A 17,914-nucleotide genomic window follows, 5' to 3' on the forward strand; every position below is an offset into this window, starting at 1 on the left:
ATTGGAGTGTATTACAATATGGATAACAGTTTGCAAATTGTCAATACTAATCGTGAAATGCAAGAGTGGGCAGACAAGATCCGTGCCTGTCGCAGTAGTAGCCTTTCTGTACGTGCATGGTGCCGAGAAAACAGTGTTCCTATATCGGCAAAAGAAGATTTTTAACAGAGTTTCAAGCAGAGAATATAGTTTTGTCGAGATTCCAGTTTCAGAGGAAACGTAAAAACTCCTTGTTCGCCAATACACCACGAGGAACGCAAGGCAGTGCAATTATCTACAACTTGGTAGAAAGCGCCAAGGAGAACCGCTTGGATCCATTTAAGTATTTAGTCCATGTTCTTACTAATGCCTGAATGCAGCGTAATTTTCAGGAAATAAAGATTTGTACCAGGACTACTATGTGGTTCTGATTTTTTTCATACACATTATATTTAACGCTTACCCCCTTTTTGCATTCTTCAAGCTAATATGATATAATAATTTGACGACTAATCTTTTCACGGTTGATTATCTGCATTTTTTAAGGAGTTGTAATGGTAGGACTTATTAGTGGTGTACGCAAGAACAGTTTGGCAGCGGACGCAGGCATCAAGGCCGGCGAAAAGCTGTGCAGCGTGGACGGCGTACAGGTTAAGGATATAATTGAATTGAGCTTCTATACCTCCGATTACGAGGTTGACTTGGAGATAGAGGCCACCGATGGCACACGCCGTCAGGTACATATAGAAAAATATCCGGATGAGGATCTTGGCTTGGAGTTTGATTCCGCAGTTTTTGACAGAGTTGCTACCTGCTACAATAACTGTGTTTTCTGCTTTGTCGACCAGATGATTCCCGGTATGCGTCCGGGTCTGTATGTGCGTGATGACGATTACCGTCTGTCCTTCTTATATGGTAACTTCATTACACTCACCAATATGAAGGATGAAGATTTTGAACGTATTATCCGCACGCATCTGACACCGCTGTATGTTTCGGTACACGCTACCGACCCGCAGGTGCGCTGCCAGATGATGCACAACCGTTTCGCCGGTCAGCTGATGGAGCGCTTGCAGCTTTTGTTCGATGCGGGCATTCAGGTGCATACGCAGATTGTGTGCTGTCCCGGTTATAACGATGGCGAGATTCTTGCCAAGAGCTTCCACGATTTGTACGCGCAGTATCCCAATGTACTGACGATGGCAGTTGTTCCCGTAGGTACTACTAAGCACCGCGAGCACTTAACGCAGCTTGCTACCTTTACGAAGAAGCAGGCCGCAGAGGTTGTGGAGCAGGTGACCGCATGGCAGGAGCGCTGCCGTAAGGAAACAGGCAAGACGTTTATCTACTTGGGTGATGAATTTTATCTGCTGGCGGAAAAGCCCTTTCCTCCTACCGAATGGTATGACGGCTTCCCGCAGCTGGAAAACGGCATCGGCCTTACTGCCAACTTTATGCTGGAGTGGGACGAGGCCTTAGCGCAGATGCAAAGCTTTCATCCTGCAGAGCCTGCGGTGATTCCCGTGGGTGAGGGTGCTTACCGTGTGCTGGAGCCTTTGATGGCGAAGCTGAACAGCCAGTTCGGTTCGGAGCATCGTTTTGTGCCTGTTCCTAACAGCTTTTTCGGCGGCAAGGTGAATGTTACCGGTCTTTTGACGGGCAGCGATATCTTGGCGAACGTTCAGGAGAAGAAGATTATTCTGCCGGATGTGGTTTTGAATAACGATAAGCTGTTTTTGGATGATATGTCGCTGGCGCAGTTCAAGGAGCGTTACCCCGGTAAGGTGGAAATTGCTAAGGGTGCGAAAGAGCTACTGCATTTATTATTGGAAAGATAGGTGAGGCGTATGCTGCAGGTTTATACAGGTACAGGCAAGGGTAAGACTACTGCCGCTTTAGGCGTAGCGCTGCGTGCCTCCGGTTATGGTATGAAGACTCTGATGCTTTCATTTTTGAAGGATGATCCTGAGTACGGCGAGGCGCGGGCTGCAAAGAATCTGCCCTGGTTTACGCTGCGGCAGGTGGGACGCGACGCCTTTGTTAATTTCCATAATCCCGATCCTGTTGATTTGAAGATGTGCCGTGACGGCTGGGAAGAGGCGAAGGAAGCTATCAGCTCGCACGCTGCGGACGTTATTATTCTTGATGAGCTGAATATTGTGCTTGCTACCAAAATGCTGCCGACGCAGGAGGTTGTTGATTTTCTGCGTGAGCATAAAAATAACGTTGAGGTTATTACTACTGGTAGAGGTGCACCGGAAGAGCTTATTAAAATTGCTGATCTTGTTACGGATATGAGCGAGGTTAAGCATTACTTCCATAAGGGAATTAGCTCTCGTAACGGCATCGACCATTGAGGTGTGCGTTATAGCACTCCATCTGTGTTACCCCCTTTAGTCGCTGACGCGACAGTCGCCCCAGGGCGCCCTCTCTTGCCCTTCGGGCAATTCACCTTGTCCCCCAAGGGGGAACCAAGAACATACTAATGAAGGCCAATTGAAAGCTATCCTTCTTGCCTGCCCCTTGGGGAAGGTGTCAGTGAGCGTAGCGAACTGACGGAAGGGGGATGCCCCATAAATATACAAAAAATTTTACATTTCTATGATAGACACTTATTAAAAAATTTATTATGATGAAGGAGATTTGATTATGGCTAAACCGATAGTTGCTATAGTTGGACGTCCTAACGTGGGCAAATCTACTCTTTTTAATATTTTTGCCAACAGCAGGATTTCCATTGTTGAGGATACACCGGGCGTTACCCGCGACCGTCTGTATGCTACCGCCGAATGGCTGGACCACGAGTTTATGATGGTTGATACCGGCGGTATCGAAATCATGAATGCCGATGCTATTGCTGTTTCTATCCGTCAGCAGGCACAGATTGCGATTAAGGAGGCGGACGTTATTCTGTTCGTCTGCGATGCGCGTGCAGGCATTACTACTGAGGATGCTGATGTTGCCCGTCTGCTGCGTCAGTCCAAGAAGCCGATTGTTCTGGCTGTTAATAAGGCGGATTCTCCGAAGCAGGAGATGAATATCTTTGAATTCTATAATCTGGGTATCGGTGACCCGATTGCTGTTTCCGCGTCCAACCATTTGGGCCTGGGTGATTTGCTGGATGCCGTTGTTGCCAAGTTCCCGTCCGATAAGATGGCAGGCGACCTGGAGGAGGAGGACGAAATCAAGGTTGCTTTGATTGGCCGTCCTAACGTGGGCAAGTCCTCTATTTTCAACGCACTGGTAGGCGAGGAGCGTTCTATCGTCAGTGATATTGCAGGCACTACCCGTGATGCGATTGATACTCCGGTAGTACGCAACGGTCAGAAGTACCTGTTCATTGATACAGCAGGCATGCGCCGCAAGGCTAAGGTTGACGAACCGATTGAAAAATACAGCGTTATGCGTTCTCTGCGCGCGGTTGACCGCAGTGACGTTGTGCTGATGGTTTTTGATGCCGTTGAGGGTGTTACCGAGCAGGATAAACGTATCGTCGGCTATGCTCATGAGGCAGGCAAGGCTGTTATTCTGGTTGTCAACAAGTGGGATTTGTACGAGAAGGACAATTCCTCCACTCTGCGTTACACCGAAACTCTGCGCAAGGAGCTTGTTTTCCTGCAGTATGCGCCGGTAGTTTTCGTTTCTGCCGTTACCAAGCAGCGTATTCACCGTCTGCCGGAGGTTATCTCCTATGTTGCCGAGCAGAACGCTATGCGTATCGCTACCAGTATTCTCAACCAGGTTATCGAGGACGCTGTGGCTATCAATCCGCCGCCGACCGAGAAAGGTAAGCGTCTTAAGATTCTTTATGTTACACAGGTCAAAATCAAACCGCCAACCTTTGTTATCTTTGTCAACGAACCGGAAATCATGCATTTCTCCTATCAGCGTTATCTGGAGAACAAGCTGCGTGAGGCCTTTGGCTTTGAAGGCACACCGATTCAGATGATTATCCGTGGCAAGAACGAGGATGAATAAATAAAAGTCAGGTGATTTGTTATGTTCAATGAGGTGGGTATATTACATTTTCTGCTGGGCTTTGTGCTCGGTCATGTCTGCGGCTCTGTTCCCAGCGGCTTGTGGCTGGTGCAGGCCTTTCACGGTATTGATATCCGTAATTACGGCAGCAAGAATATCGGCACGACGAACGTTTTCCGTATCGTCGGTCCCAAGACTGCGGTGCTGGTGCTGATTGCCGATGCCTTCAAGGGTATTCTTGCGGTTGGTATTATGAGCTATTTTTTCCACAATCCTCTGCTGGATGTGGTTACGGCTTTGGGCGCGCTTTTGGGACATAATTATTCGCTTTTTCTGGGCTTTAAGGGTGGCAAGGGCGTTGCAACCGCACTGGGCTTGTTGATTTTTATGATGCCTAAGGTTGCGGTGGCAAGCTTCGGTATCTGGCTGGTGTGCGTGCTTTTGACGCGCTATGTATCGCTTGGCTCCATTATGGCTGCCATCTTTACGCCGCCGCTGGCATGGTATCTGGGTTATCCCTCTGCCTATGTGATTTTTTCCGTGATTGCCGCTTTCTTTGTAGTTTTGCGCCACAAGGAAAATATCCATCGCCTGCTCACAGGCACCGAAAGCAAAATCAAACCGGGCAATGCCAAGGATCTGCAGAAATAAAATATCGCTTCTACGCTGATGTAGGCCAACGCTTACATCAGCTTTTTTCATATATTAAAGCAGGATTTTTCTTCTGCCTAAAGAATATAATAATACTACAAGTATTTTGCATGACTTGCAGTAAGCAAAATGCTGCAGGAGGGAGGAACTAAATTGCGATTAGCAAAGCTTTTATATACAGCTGCCTTTGTTTGCGGATTGCTGCTGCCCTTGGGTGCTTCGGCTGCAGGCATTACCAATTATCCGCCGCTGGTGAACCCGTCGCACTGGACGGAGCAGAACAAGAGCGGTGATACGGTTATTCTGGATGCGAAGGGTGTGGCAGCCTTCAACGCCAAGGTGCGTGCTGCTTCCCGCAGTATGCCTGACCTAGCCAATTATCCTGCGACGATGAGCGGTGATGCGCTCAAAACGAGGATTATGGATTATTCTATTCTTGACGATGACCTGTATCTGCATGGCAACAAGGTGAGCGAAAACTATAAGAATATCCTGCGCAAGCAGAGCAATGTCAGTGCTATTCCCAAAAGCGTGGGCGTGCAATATGCAGTGACGGTGCGCCGTACTGCGGTGCGTGCGCTGCCTACGGGCGAGGGCCTGTATTATTACGCGGGCGACAGGGATTTTGACGCGCTGCAGGAAACTATGCTGGACCCCGGCGAGCCTGTAGCTGTGCTGCACACCAGTGCCAACGGTTATTTTTACTACGTGCAGGCAGTAAATTACAGCGGTTGGGTGAGCAAGTATAATGTAGCTATGACCGATAAGAACACCTGGAGCAGCTTTGTAAAGCCGCAGAAGTTCCTGGTTGTTACCGATGCGGAATATAACCTGAAAACGGACGGCGAGCAGGTACTTTATCAGCAGGGTTCGCGCCTGCCGGTTGACAGTGTGCAGAGCGATACCTATACGGTGCTTGCTCCGGTGCGCACTAAAGCAGGCCTGCTGCAGAAGCAGAAGCTGCTGGTGCCGAAGGCTGCCTCTGCCGTGCATTACGGTTATTTGCCCTATACCAGCAATAATCTGCTGAGCTCCGCCTTCAAATTTTACGGCAAGCCTTATGGCTGGGGCGGTTTGAAGAACAGCGTGGACTGCTCGAGCCTGGTGTTCAATGCTTACCGCACTGTAGGCATTGTGCTGCCGCGTAACGCCGACCAGCAGGAGCTGACCGCAGGCACGAAGAAAAAGCTGAGCGGCAGTTCACAGGAACGTGCCGCTGTTATCAGCAGGCTGATGCCGGGTGCAGCACTTTATATGGATGGCCATTGCCTGATGTATATCGGCAATATCAACCAGACACCATACACGATTCATGCGCTGGGCTCTTATTTTTCCAAGGGCCGCCTGATGCGCGAGATGAAGGTGCTGGTGAGCGATTTGTCGTTGCAGCGCTCCAGCGGCAATACGATGCTTAACGAATTGCAGACTGCAATAGAATATAAATAATGATAGGAGAGTTCAGGAAATGTTAAACCAAATTCAATGTACCGCAGCGGAGTTCAACGCTGCAGCCTATAATGACGCGGACAGTATTGTCCTCTTTCTGTGCAAGGAATGTGCGGCGGCTATCGACAAGCTGGAGCTGCCGGAGGCAGCAGCCAAGGCGGCAATTGCGTACACCGCGCAGCACGATGATATTTATGACGCAGGCAGCGTAACCACACTGGTGCTGCCGCAGGGTGAAGGTCTGCTGACACTGCTTTTGGCAGGCTGCGGCGAAGGCAAGGATTGTAAGCCGAACAATTTCCGTAAGGCTGCCGGCGCTGCTGCCCGCGCTTTGCATAAGGCTAAGGCGCAAAAGGCTGTACTGGCTGCGCCTATCCTGCTGAACGCCGAACGCAGCAAAAACCTGCAAGCGCTCGTCGAAGGCCTGTACCTCGGCGCGTACACCTTCAACCGCTTCAAGAGCGAAGCAAAGCAGGCACCGCTGTGCGAGGCTGCCGTGCTGAGCGCTGTGCCGGAGGCAGCGGCAATCATTACCGCTGCGGAAATCTCTGCTGAAGCAGTGTGCTATGCACGCGATTTAGTGAATAACCCGGGCAACGTGGTAACACCGCAGACCATGGCCGAAGATGCCCTGAAGCTGGGGCAGGAATTGCCGTTGGAAATTACCATTATGGACGAAACCTTGATGGAAGCAAGAGGCATGCATGCACTGCTGGCAGTAGGTCAGGGCAGTCATAACCCTCCGTGCCTCGTTGCCTTGCGCTACAACGGCAACGGTGACGCTCCCTATACAGCCTTCGTAGGCAAGGGCATCACCTTCGACAGCGGCGGTATTTCCATTAAGCCTGATGACAACATGGGCGAGATGAAGGACGATATGACAGGTGCGGGCGCTGTGCTCGGCGCTATGCGTGCCATCGCACGTTTGGGCCTGAAATGCAACGTTATCGGCGTGTTGGCCTGCGCGGAGAATATGCCTGACGGCAAGGCGCAACGCCCCGGCGATATCGTACGTGCAGCCAACGGCAAGACCATCGAGGTTGTTTCCACCGATGCTGAAGGACGCATGGTACTGGCGGACGCAGTCTGGTATGCCTGCCAAATGGGAGCAAAGAAGGTTGTTGATATAGCAACGCTGACCGGTGCGGTAATTATCGCTCTGGGCAACGAAACCAGCGGTATTGTGGCCAATGATGACGAGCTGGTGGAGCAGATTAAGCTGGCAGGACGCATGGCCGGTGAAAACTACTGGCAGCTGCCTTCTTTGCCCGAATGCAAGGAGGCCATCAAGAGCGACGTTGCGGACCTGCTCAACAGCGCAGGACGTGCCGGAGGCTGCATCACCGGCGGTCTGTTCATCGGTGAATTCGTCGACAAGGATATTCCGTGGGCGCATCTGGATATCGGCGGCACCTCCACCGCTACCAAGACGGAGGGCTTCAAGGTTAAGGGCGGTACTGCCTTTGGCACTATGACGCTTATCAAGCTGGCAGGTATGCTGTAATGGCTGCACAGCTTGTTGATTTACATTTGCACAGCACCTTCAGCGACGGACGCTACACGCCGACCATGCTAGTGGACGAGGCCGTGGCTAAAGGCATAGGCGTAATCGCCATCACCGACCATGATTCGTGGAATGGTATGGCAGAGGCGTGCGAGGCGGCGAAACGCTACGGCGGACGCATCCGCGTCCTCACCGGCGTGGAGCTGGGAACGCAGTACGAGGATGATGCCGTGCATATTTTAGGTTATCACGTTTCCATGGACTGTGAAGCGCTGCATAATAAAATGGACGAAATGCGCTATGCGCGCGAGCACCGTTTATATGCCATGCTGGAGAAGCTGGAAAAGTTAGGCTACCATGTGGAGGTAGAGGCCTGCGACCCCAAGAACAGGGCAGTGGGCCGTCCGCATGTGGCCAAGGCACTGGTGGCCAAGGGCTATTTTGCTACCGTGCAGGAGGTTTTCGACGCACTGCTGCACCGCGGCGGACCGGCGTATGTGCCGCAGCCCAAGCTTTCTCCGCATGAGGCAGTGGCGCTGATTCACGAGGCAGGCGGTATCGCTGTGCTGGCACATCCCTCGGAGCTGGTGGATAAAACTCTGCCCGAGCGATTGCTTGCTGCAGAGCCTTTTGACGGCATCGAGGTGTGGCACCCCAGCGCGGATGCACGGGCGCAGGCCCATTGGCTGGCGCTGGCGAAGGAGCATGGACTGCTGGTGAGCGGCGGCAGTGACTTTCACGGAATCCCTGACCGTTTCCCCACAAAGCTGGGAATCTGGCAGGTGCAATATGATGATGTTAAGGGTGTAATAGAATGGAAGTAGTTGCTTTTGTAGGACCCAGCGGCACAGGCAAGAGCCACCATGCCATCGGCGTGGCCTTTGACAACCGTTGTGACGCTATTATTGACGACGGCCTGCTGATTAAGGGTACCAAAATCCTGGCAGGCACCTCCGCCAAGAACGAAGACAACAGAATACAGGCCGTAAAGCGTGCCATCTTCACTGACGAAGGACACGCGCAGGCGGTGCGTGAGGCGCTGGCGACCAACAACATTCATCGTCTGCTGATTATTGCTACCTCGGACAATATGATCAACAAGATTATAGGCAGGCTGAAGCTGGATAAGCCGGTCAAGACGGTGTATATCAACCAGATTGCCAGCAAGGCCGAAATCAAGAAGGCCCGTCATGCGCGTCTGCAGGAGGGCAAGCATATCGTGCCGGTGCCGACGATTGAGCTGAAGCCTCATTTCACAGGCTATTTTGCCGATTTGCCCTATAATATTTTTTCCAGCCAGCGCAAGCAGGAGAAGGATGCGGACCGTTCTATCGTGCGTCCTTCGTTCAGCTTTTACGGCAAGCTGCTGATTTCCGACAGTGCGCTGGAGGATATCATCAAAATTATCGGGCGCAAGCTGGAGGGCGTGGAGCGCATCACATCGATTAAGGTGCGCCGCCGCAGCGACAACAGCAAGGGCATTGTTATCAGCGTAGAGGTTGTGCTGTATTACGGCGTCAAGCTCTTTGCCGTTACCAAGCAGTTCCAGGCGAAGATTAAGGAAAAAATTGAGTATATGACAGCTATGAAGGTGAATAACGTGAATGTTTCCATCCGCAGCTTGGCTGTGAAGAAGTGAATAGAGCAGCTGTATGCTTTGAATACTTTAGGATGCACAAATCCCCCGCAGGGTTGCAAGGGTGCTCATAAGACAGTAATTCTAAAAATTACGATTATGGCATCTGTCAGGCAGGATTGGGAACGGAATAACGGGTATCTGGTGAAAGCCAGATACCCGTTATTTTTTTGCCGTCACGAAAAGCAATAGATTTATTCACAGCTTTCAGGTATAATTGCCTTAAATCAATCCTATCCCATCCATTCCGAGATTTTTTTCTAAATTGCAATAAGAAGTTGCACACTTTTTGAAAATTAAGATGCATAGATCTTATCCAACTCAAAGTCAAACAGTTCATCTGGAGTTTTATATCCCAGAATCTTCCTTGGAAGTGAATTACACCAATCAGCGATAAACATAATATCTTCGTAGCTATAATTGTCCATCCTCTTTCCTTTTCGGATGAATCTTCTGAGCAAACCATTATGGCGCTCATTACTGCCTCTTTCCCAAGAACTGTAAGGATGTGCGAAGTATATTTTTATAGAAGTGTCATTCTCTATTTGCGAGAGTTCTGCAAACTCGCTTCCATTATCGCTAGTAATTGTCTTAAACACCTGACTGAATTTAGTACCATAGTATTCCTTTAGGTAAGCAATGCCTTCGTTAACAGCAAAGGATGTTTTACTAGTTATTTTCAGTGCGATATACTTGCGTGTTATACGTTCCACAAGAGTCAACACCACGTTGTCACTCTTGCTTTTACTTCCTATAACAGTATCTATTTCCCAATGACCGAATTCATTGCGTTCATCCACATTAGAATCCCTCTCGTCTATGCTGCGACCCATATGCTTCAGATTTTTCTTTATGCTGCGGGTTGTTCTACGTCTTCTTACCTTTAATGGAAGGTCAATGTTGCGCAATCTAAGCAGCATGGAATCTACATAGTTATAGAGAGTCTTTACGCACACAATTTCTTTGAGAGGAAATAGATGATTGTCTAGGGCATAGCCATGGCAGGCATCCAAAGACCAGTGTTCTTGCAATACTTTTCGAACAGTCCAAGTAACAAAATTACTTGTAAGAAATCTTTTAGACTTGCAAATACTGTTGCTATGGCTAGCAATATAGGCACGTTGAGCACGAGCAGCTCCATATCTACCGGTATGAGGATGAGCACCACGCTTGAGTTCATTCCTGATAGTATTTGGAGCACAGTTAAAATACTTTGCCAGCTGACGAAGAGAATACTGTTTAGAGCTGTCAGACAGAATTCCTTGTAATTCCCTGCGGTCTCCTAAAGAAAAGTGTTTACCTTTTTGATGATTTGTGATATCTTTGGTGTAGTCCATTGTGATTACTCCTTAGTTAGTTTTTGTGTAGCAACTTAATCTTAACACAAAGGTATCACAATGGACTATTTTTTATTCAATTTTTCAGGTGTGCAATTTCATTATACAATGAGCCTCCGAGATTTTTTCAAAAAATCTCAAAAAATTTTGGAAACATTGGAACAATACAGCCGTTCTCATGCTATATATAGTAGAGGGCTATTTCAAAACGATTGGAGGTGACGCTTATGGAGAAGCGGAAAAGCCCGAAAGGATTTATTGTTGTGCTGCCCGGTGAGATCATCGAGCTACGATCTGCCCCGTTGCCCTATGAGGTGCTACGGACGGACAAATATGACCACATCGTATGTGATGATATGTTCAAGCTGCTTGTGTGGGACTGCTGCGCATGGAGCGCATGGCAGTTTTTCCAAGTGAGAGATCGCAAGGGTAATTATCGTGATATTCCCGGTACATGGACGCAGTACACAGGATATTTTCCTTTGTGGCGTTTGTCATATAGCATTATCCCTTACATCCGCATGAAGTTTGAGCAGAATGGGCTTGGATTCCAAAAACTTTACAACATCCCGCAGGGCGTGGAAGTGCCGTGGCTGATCTATCAGCAATCTGATCGGCAATGTCACCGACATGGTGATTGCGGAGCAGGAATGGCAGCCGATGATCGATGCCATCTGGGAAAATCGCACCGTGGAGGACTATGAAACCACCAGCAGCACCGTCAAGACCGATTTCATGCAGAAGTGGCATTACAACCGTTCCGGCAAGCCGATTTCTCTGGATGAAATGATGGAGAATGAGGACGGCGATATTTTCGATGTAGCAGACCCCCGCAGCGATTTTGAGAACTCGGTCATTTCTGAAATGCAGATCGCTACCTTTGCAGAAAGCACTATCACAGAGAAAGACCGAGAGATATTGAAGCTGCGTATGGAGGGCTACACCGAGCAGGAGATCGCAGACAAGGTTGGCTATAAAACCGCCAGTGCAGTCCATAAGCGAATCGCCAAGATCGCAGACGCTTATGAGGATTATGTGACAGCGGAATATCAGAAGTATTTGTATAAGTAAACAGAGACAGAAGCGGCAGCAGTTACCGACATGGTGACTGCTGCTTTTTCATGCAGGAAAGGAGTTTTTCTAAATTGCAATAAGAAGTTGCACACTTTTTGAAAATTAAGATGCATAGATCTTATCCAACTCAAAGTCAAACAGTTCATCTGGAGTTTTATATCCCAGAATCTTCCTTGGAAGTGAATTACACCAATCAGCGATAAACATAATATCTTCGTAGCTATAATTGTCCATCCTCTTTCCTTTTCGGATGAATCTTCTGAGCAAACCATTATGGCGCTCATTACTGCCTCTTTCCCAAGAACTGTAAGGATGTGCGAAGTATATTTTTATAGAAGTGTCATTCTCTATTTGCGAGAGTTCTGCAAACTCGCTTCCATTATCGCTAGTAATTGTCTTAAACACCTGACTGAATTTAGTACCATAGTATTCCTTTAGGTAAGCAATGCCTTCGTTAACAGCAAAGGATGTTTTACTAGTTATTTTCAGTGCGATATACTTGCGTGTTATACGTTCCACAAGAGTCAACACCACGTTGTCACTCTTGCTTTTACTTCCTATAACAGTATCTATTTCCCAATGACCGAATTCATTGCGTTCATCCACATTAGAATCCCTCTCGTCTATGCTGCGACCCATATGCTTCAGATTTTTCTTTATGCTGCGGGTTGTTCTACGTCTTCTTACCTTTAATGGAAGGTCAATGTTGCGCAATCTAAGCAGCATGGAATCTACATAGTTATAGAGAGTCTTTACGCACACAATTTCTTTGAGAGGAAATAGATGATTGTCTAGGGCATAGCCATGGCAGGCATCCAAAGACCAGTGTTCTTGCAATACTTTTCGAACAGTCCAAGTAACAAAATTACTTGTAAGAAATCTTTTAGACTTGCAAATACTGTTGCTATGGCTAGCAATATAGGCACGTTGAGCACGAGCAGCTCCATATCTACCGGTATGAGGATGAGCACCACGCTTGAGTTCATTCCTGATAGTATTTGGAGCACAGTTAAAATACTTTGCCAGCTGACGAAGAGAATACTGTTTAGAGCTGTCAGACAGAATTCCTTGTAATTCCCTGCGGTCTCCTAAAGAAAAGTGTTTACCTTTTTGATGATTTGTGATATCTTTGGTGTAGTCCATTGTGATTACTCCTTAGTTAGTTTTTGTGTAGCAACTTAATCTTAACACAAAGGTATCACAATGGACTATTTTTTATTCAATTTTTCAGGTGTGCAATTTCATTATACAATGAGCCGAAAAGAAAAAAATAATGGATTTGGTGAACGCTAACAAAGATACTATTTACGCAGATTGCAGAGAGCAGGCTGCTTACGAAGAAGATGAAGACTATGAGGAGTAAAACACTAAAACCGAGCACTCACTAACGTGGGTGCTTTTTATTTTCCGGCATGCGAAGGTATACCGTTTTTTCTATGTTCAAAATCAGGAATAAAATCCTAATTTTATATAAAAAATGCTAAAATTTGGATTCCATTCCAAACTTTTAGGGAAAATAGAGAAAACTTGGAATGCGTTCCAAGTTTTCTTGCGTTTATAACAGGTTTGCTTTACAATATAAGTAAGAGGTGATAACTATGCAGCTTATTCCAAGAAAAGAATATCTTGACTGGTTATGTCGCTGGCAGGATAAACAAATCATAAAAGTAGTATCCGGTGTACGCCGTTGCGGAAAATCAACCATGTTTACGCTGTTTAAACAGAACTTGCTTAAGCGGGGGGTAGATGAAAAACAAATTATCAGCATCAACTTTGAAGCAATGGAATTTGAAGCCTTACGGGATTATCATACTTTGTATCAATATATAAATGACCACCTGCAGCAGGAATGCAAAAACTATATTTTTTTAGATGAGGTACAGCATTGCACGGAATATCAAAAAGCTGTCGACAGCCTGTTCATTAAAGATAATTGCGATATATATCTTACAGGTTCCAACGCTTATTTTATGTCCGGAGAGCTGGCAACCGTTCTTTCCGGCAGATACGTTGAACTAAAGATGCTGCCGCTGTCATTTAAAGAATTTGTATCTTCTTTTGCTCCGGAAAATGTTGACATAAGCATACAGGAAAAGTTTAATTTATACCTGAATTATGGTTCCTTTCCTTTTCTGGCACGTTACAATAGCTTTGACAGTGATGCTTATAATTATCTGCGTGATGTATATAATACAATTATTCTCAATGATATAGTAAAACGTCTGAAGATTACTGATGTGAACGCATTAGATAAGGTAACAAAATTTATCGCTGATAATATCGGTAATATTGTTTCTATAAACAAAATTGCGAATACCTTAAAATCCGGTGGCAAGAGTATAGACAACAAGACTGTTGAGAAGTATTTGCAGGGGTTGGTAGATGCTTTGTTTTTATATAAAGCTCCGCGCTTTAACATCAAAGGAAAGCAACTACTTACCAATCTGCCTAAATATTATATTGTTGATATTGGTATGCGCAATATCCTGATACGTAATAAAGAAAGCGATATAGGTCATATCATAGAAAATCTTGCCTATCTGGAGCTGATGCGACGCGGTTATGATGTATACGTGGGGGATATTGATAAAGGTGAGGTTGACTTTGTAGCCATTAAAAACAACCAGACAGAATATTACCAGATATCCGCTACTACGTTAAACCCTGATACATTAGCAAGAGAGTTGGCACCGCTACAAAGCGTACAGGATAATTATCCAAAATATCTTTTGACACTTGACGAGCTTTTTGGCGAAGCTAATTATAATGGAATACAAAAGAAAAACCTGATAAAATGGTTGCTTGAATGAGAGATATAAAAAGCTTGCCTCCAAGCTGACAGCATAAAAACTTCTTCCATATATACTATAAATTTCATCCGTTCTTCACAGCAGCTTGTGCCTTGCACTTCGCTGCTGTTTTTTTATGCGCCCCGATATGCTATAATATATAGTGTATAATTAGCTTTACTGCAATGAGCGTTACAGCCTCAGCGGAATAAATTCCGCTGAGGCCTGCAGCGCTTCTTCGCAAGCAATAAGGAGTGATAAGCATGGAGATAAAATCTGTCGCACTTTTAGGAGCAGGAGCCGTAGGCTCTTATATAATCTGGGGACTGAGCAAGCTCCCCGATATCAGATTCGGCATTATCGCCGAAGGCAGCCGTGCTGCGCGTTTGCGTGACGAGGGCTGCAGCATCAACAACGTAACCTACCATCCGCAGGTGTGGAGCCCGCAGGAAGCCAAGGGCGTAGATCTGTTGATTGTCGCTTTGAAATACGGCGCTCTGCCCGGCGCACTGGCAAGCATCCGCGAGGCAGTTGGCCCTAATACCACTGTCATGAGCCTGATGAACGGCGTGGACAGTGAGAAAATTATTGCCGGCGCTATCGACAGCAAGCAGATTCTGCCTGCACTGATCAAGATTGCATCGCGCCACGATGGCAACGGTGTGCGCTTCAACCCGGAAAAGACTATCGGTATTGTTTTCGGCGAAGCGCAGGCACCGTTTGAGAGTGAGCGTGTGCTGGCGATTGAAGCGCTTATGCGCAGCGCCGATATCCATATCCGCCATACGGATTGCATTAATGAAGAAATCTGGTGCAAGTTCCGCCTGAACGTCTGCAACAATCTGCCGCAGGCTGTTATTGGGGCAGGTCTTGGCTGCTACCGGGACAGTGAGCATATGCGTGCGATTAAGGAAGGACTGCGCCGTGAACTGGAGGACATCGCCGCCGCCAAGGGCATTGATATGAGCAAATGTCCCGCAAGCTCCGGTCGTGGCAGCGCCGTTCCGCCATCCGTGCGCTATTCTACGCTGCAGGATCTGGACGCAGGCAGACACACTGAGATTGATATGTTCTCCGGTGCTCTGATGGCGATGGGCAAGGAGCTGGGGATTCCCACACCCTACAACGAATATACCTATCATATTATCAAAGCGTTGGAGGAAAAGAACGACGGTCTGTTCGATTACTCCGGCCAAAACAAAGAAAATACATGCGCGCGTTGAGTGCGCATTAAAGGAGGCAGAAAGCAGATGAAGAATTTGCTGACGATTGCCGGCAGTGATTCCAGCGGTGGCGCGGGAATTCAGGCCGATTTAAAGACCTTTGCCGCTCACGGTACCTTCGGTATGAGCGTCATTACCGCCGTTACGGCACAAAACACCTGTGGTGTTACCGCAGTACAAAATATTGACTGTGATATCGTAGAAGCGCAGATTGCTGCCATTTTTGATGATATCCATGTGGACGCAGTAAAAATAGGCATGGTATCGCAGCCGGAGATTATCCGCACGATTGCCGCCTGCCTGCGCCGTTATCAGCCACGCATTATCGTGGTGGACCCGGTAATGATTTCCAAAAGCGGTTATCCGCTGCTGGCACCGGAGGCCTGCGAAACGCTGATTAAGGAGCTGCTGCCGTTGGCTACGCTGGTTACGCCCAACCTGCCGGAAGCAGAGGCAATTACCGGCATGCAGGTTACGGAAAAGGCGCAGATGCGCGCCGTAGCGGAAAAAATTATTACTCTGGGAGCGAAGGCTGTGCTCGTAAAAGGCGGTCATTTGAGCGATACAGCGGATGATTTGCTCTTTGACGGCAGCACGGAAACGTGGTTCCCCGGCAAGCGCATCCCTACGAAAAATACTCATGGCACAGGCTGCACGCTTTCGAGCAGTCTGGCGGCAAATCTGGCCAAGGGGTTGGTGCTGCCTGAGGCAGTACGCACCTCCAAGGCCTACGTTACCGAAGCCATCGAGCATGGCATTGAACTAGGTAGCGGCTGCGGACCGACGCATCATTTTGTTGATTTATACAGAAAGGCTGGTATCTTAGACTAATGGACTTAAAAAATACTTTTGGCGAGCTGGTTGACAAGCTGCGTAAGGCAAGACCTGTCATCCACGAAATTACTAATTACGTTACGGCGGAAAGCTGTGCAGATGCTGCACTGGCAGCAGGTGCTTCTCCTGTAATGGCTGATGAGCCGGAGGAAGTTATCGAAATTACTGCCGGTGCCGACGCACTGGTGCTGAATCTTGGTACGCTGAGCTTCAATAAGCAAATTGCTATGGAGCGTGCGGCGCAGGCGGCCAAAACCAAGGGCATCCCCGTAGTGCTGGACCCCGTGGGCGTAATGGCTTCTACCGTACGTCTGAACTTCGCGCTGAAGCTGCTGAACGCAGGCTATATTGACATCGTGCGCGGCAACCACAGCGAATGCCAGGCGCTGCTGCTGGGTGCAACCGGCGGCCGTGGCGTGGACAATATGGAGCAGGGCACCGAAGAGGGCGAAGCACTGCGCACCGCTAAGGATGCTGCTGCCAAATTCGGCTGCGTGTTTGCTGTCACCGGCCCGATAGACAACATCAGCAACGGCAAGCAGGCTGTTGTACTGAACAACGGTCACCCGCTAATGCAGGATATCACCGGCAGCGGCTGCATGACTACTACCTTAGTTGCCTGCTGCGCCGCTATTACCAAGGATATGCTCGTTGCGGCAGCACTGGGCGTAGTAATCATGGGCCAGAGCGCCGAGCTGGCTGCCAACTTCCTCGAGAAGAAGGACGGCCCCGGCATGTTCAAGGTACGCCTGATTGACGCCATTTACCATGTAACTACGAAGTGGAATCTAGTAAATCTTAAGCCGGAGGAAAAGGTGTCCTGATGAAAGCACAGCCTGATTACAGTATTTATCTGGTTACGGACGATGGCTGCCTGCAGGGAAGGACGCTTATTGACTGCGTGCGTGAGGCGCTCGAAGGCGGCGTGACGCTGGTGCAGTACCGTGCCAAGACAGCATCCAGCGCGGAAATGTACGCCGAAGCGCTGCAGCTGAAAGCACTGTGCGACAGCTTTAATGTGCCGCTGATTATCAACGACCGTCTGGATATCGCCATGGCGGTGGGGGCAGCAGGTGTACACCTGGGGCAGGACGACCTTCCCTGCGCTGCGGCGCGCAAGATTCTGGGCGAGGATTATCTCATCGGCGTTTCGGCGCACAATCCGGCAGAGGCTAAAGCGGCGCTGCAAAACGGTGCGGATTACCTTGGCTGCGGCGCTGTCTTCGGCACTGCTACCAAGGCAGACGTGCAAAAGCTTGGTACTGATGGTTTAGCTGCTATCTGCAGGGAGAAGGGACTGCCTGTTGTCGGCATCGGCGGCGTAACTGCGGACAATTACCGCGAGGTGCTCGCGGTAGGCGCTGACGGCGCAGCCATAGTCAGCGGCATACTGGCGCAGTCAGATATCCGCGCTACGGTAAAAGCGATTGCTAAGGTAAGCCAAGAGTTTGCCAAATAACAAG

18 protein-coding genes are annotated in these 17,914 nt (G+C 48.4%); 16 read left to right on the forward strand and 2 right to left on the reverse strand.

Translation table 11 applies throughout. The features are described from left to right. Positions 1-18 precede the first annotated feature (18 nt). The 9 genes from tnpA (at position 19) to M5E81_RS05685 (ending at position 9,197) form a co-directional block, all read left to right on the forward strand. Positions 19-165, forward strand: coding sequence for an IS66 family insertion sequence element accessory protein TnpA (gene tnpA / locus M5E81_RS05645; protein WP_249748107.1), 147 nt, complete (start codon positions 19-21; stop codon positions 163-165). Positions 166-533: 368 nt separating this feature from the next. Continuing rightward, positions 534-1,817 (forward strand): DUF512 domain-containing protein, encoded by a 1,284-nt coding sequence (locus tag M5E81_RS05650; RefSeq protein WP_009145770.1) that lies wholly within the window; start codon positions 534-536, stop codon positions 1,815-1,817. Between the two features lie 9 nt (positions 1,818-1,826). Continuing rightward, the gene (locus M5E81_RS05655) at positions 1,827-2,336 is read left to right on the forward strand and encodes a cob(I)yrinic acid a,c-diamide adenosyltransferase (protein WP_249746996.1); all 510 of its coding nucleotides are present in this window, start codon (positions 1,827-1,829) and stop codon (positions 2,334-2,336) included. 292 nt (positions 2,337-2,628) lie between these two features. Beyond that, complete coding sequence (der, locus tag M5E81_RS05660; RefSeq protein ID WP_249746997.1) at positions 2,629-3,957, forward strand: ribosome biogenesis GTPase Der; 1,329 nt, start codon at positions 2,629-2,631, stop codon at positions 3,955-3,957. Positions 3,958-3,978: 21 nt separating this feature from the next. Further along, on the forward strand, positions 3,979-4,608 hold the full coding sequence (plsY, locus tag M5E81_RS05665; protein ID WP_249746998.1) for a glycerol-3-phosphate 1-O-acyltransferase PlsY: 630 nt from the start codon (positions 3,979-3,981) through the stop codon (positions 4,606-4,608). Positions 4,609-4,761: 153 nt separating this feature from the next. Next, a complete protein-coding gene (locus tag M5E81_RS05670; RefSeq protein ID WP_187363705.1) occupies positions 4,762-6,054 on the forward strand; it encodes an SH3 domain-containing protein in 1,293 nt (430 codons plus the stop codon). Positions 6,055-6,073: 19 nt separating this feature from the next. Further along, complete coding sequence (locus M5E81_RS05675; RefSeq protein ID WP_009145765.1) at positions 6,074-7,558, forward strand: leucyl aminopeptidase; 1,485 nt, start codon at positions 6,074-6,076, stop codon at positions 7,556-7,558. Further along, a complete protein-coding gene (locus M5E81_RS05680) occupies positions 7,558-8,382 on the forward strand; it encodes a PHP domain-containing protein (protein WP_009145764.1) in 825 nt (274 codons plus the stop codon). The genes M5E81_RS05675 and M5E81_RS05680 overlap by 1 nt, the downstream gene beginning before the upstream one ends. Beyond that, positions 8,373-9,197 carry an Asp23/Gls24 family envelope stress response protein gene (locus M5E81_RS05685; RefSeq protein ID WP_009145763.1) on the forward strand — a complete coding sequence of 275 codons (825 nt, stop codon included), beginning with the start codon at positions 8,373-8,375 and terminating at the stop codon, positions 9,195-9,197. The genes M5E81_RS05680 and M5E81_RS05685 overlap by 10 nt, the downstream gene beginning before the upstream one ends. A gap of 293 nt (positions 9,198-9,490) precedes the next feature. On the opposite strand, the gene M5E81_RS05690 is transcribed toward M5E81_RS05685, so the two are convergent. Beyond that, the gene (locus M5E81_RS05690) at positions 9,491-10,531 is read right to left on the reverse strand and encodes an IS30 family transposase (protein WP_249746999.1); all 1,041 of its coding nucleotides are present in this window, start codon (positions 10,529-10,531) and stop codon (positions 9,491-9,493) included. A 227-nt stretch (positions 10,532-10,758) separates the two neighbouring features. Between M5E81_RS05690 and M5E81_RS05695 the strand changes: the two genes are divergently transcribed. Beyond that, positions 10,759-11,235 carry a hypothetical protein gene (locus tag M5E81_RS05695; protein WP_249747000.1) on the forward strand — a complete coding sequence of 159 codons (477 nt, stop codon included), beginning with the start codon at positions 10,759-10,761 and terminating at the stop codon, positions 11,233-11,235. Beyond that, on the forward strand, positions 11,192-11,602 hold the full coding sequence (locus M5E81_RS05700; protein WP_249747001.1) for an RNA polymerase sigma factor: 411 nt from the start codon (positions 11,192-11,194) through the stop codon (positions 11,600-11,602). The genes M5E81_RS05695 and M5E81_RS05700 overlap by 44 nt, the downstream gene beginning before the upstream one ends. A gap of 105 nt (positions 11,603-11,707) precedes the next feature. Here M5E81_RS05700 and M5E81_RS05705 read toward each other — a convergent pair whose 3' ends face one another. After that, positions 11,708-12,748, reverse strand: coding sequence for an IS30 family transposase (locus tag M5E81_RS05705; RefSeq protein ID WP_249746999.1), 1,041 nt, complete (start codon positions 12,746-12,748; stop codon positions 11,708-11,710). Positions 12,749-13,203: 455 nt separating this feature from the next. On the opposite strand from M5E81_RS05705, the gene M5E81_RS05710 reads away from it, so the two are divergent. The 5 genes from M5E81_RS05710 (at position 13,204) to thiE (ending at position 17,910) form a co-directional block, all read left to right on the forward strand. Further along, positions 13,204-14,415, forward strand: coding sequence for an ATP-binding protein (locus M5E81_RS05710; protein ID WP_249747002.1), 1,212 nt, complete (start codon positions 13,204-13,206; stop codon positions 14,413-14,415). A 242-nt stretch (positions 14,416-14,657) separates the two neighbouring features. Further along, entirely contained in the window at positions 14,658-15,617 is a 960-nt protein-coding gene (locus M5E81_RS05715) for a ketopantoate reductase family protein (protein ID WP_009144589.1), read from the forward strand. Between the two features lie 27 nt (positions 15,618-15,644). After that, complete coding sequence (gene thiD / locus M5E81_RS05720) at positions 15,645-16,448, forward strand: bifunctional hydroxymethylpyrimidine kinase/phosphomethylpyrimidine kinase (RefSeq protein ID WP_040564558.1); 804 nt, start codon at positions 15,645-15,647, stop codon at positions 16,446-16,448. Next, positions 16,448-17,275, forward strand: coding sequence for a hydroxyethylthiazole kinase (thiM, locus tag M5E81_RS05725; RefSeq protein WP_009144591.1), 828 nt, complete (start codon positions 16,448-16,450; stop codon positions 17,273-17,275). Before thiD ends, thiM begins: the two co-directional genes overlap by 1 nt. Continuing rightward, positions 17,275-17,910, forward strand: coding sequence for a thiamine phosphate synthase (thiE, locus tag M5E81_RS05730; protein WP_249747003.1), 636 nt, complete (start codon positions 17,275-17,277; stop codon positions 17,908-17,910). The genes thiM and thiE overlap by 1 nt, the downstream gene beginning before the upstream one ends. Positions 17,911-17,914 lie beyond the last annotated feature (4 nt).

The organism is Phascolarctobacterium succinatutens (assembly GCF_023497905.1).
Taxonomy (GTDB): domain Bacteria; phylum Bacillota; class Negativicutes; order Acidaminococcales; family Acidaminococcaceae; genus Phascolarctobacterium_A; species Phascolarctobacterium_A succinatutens.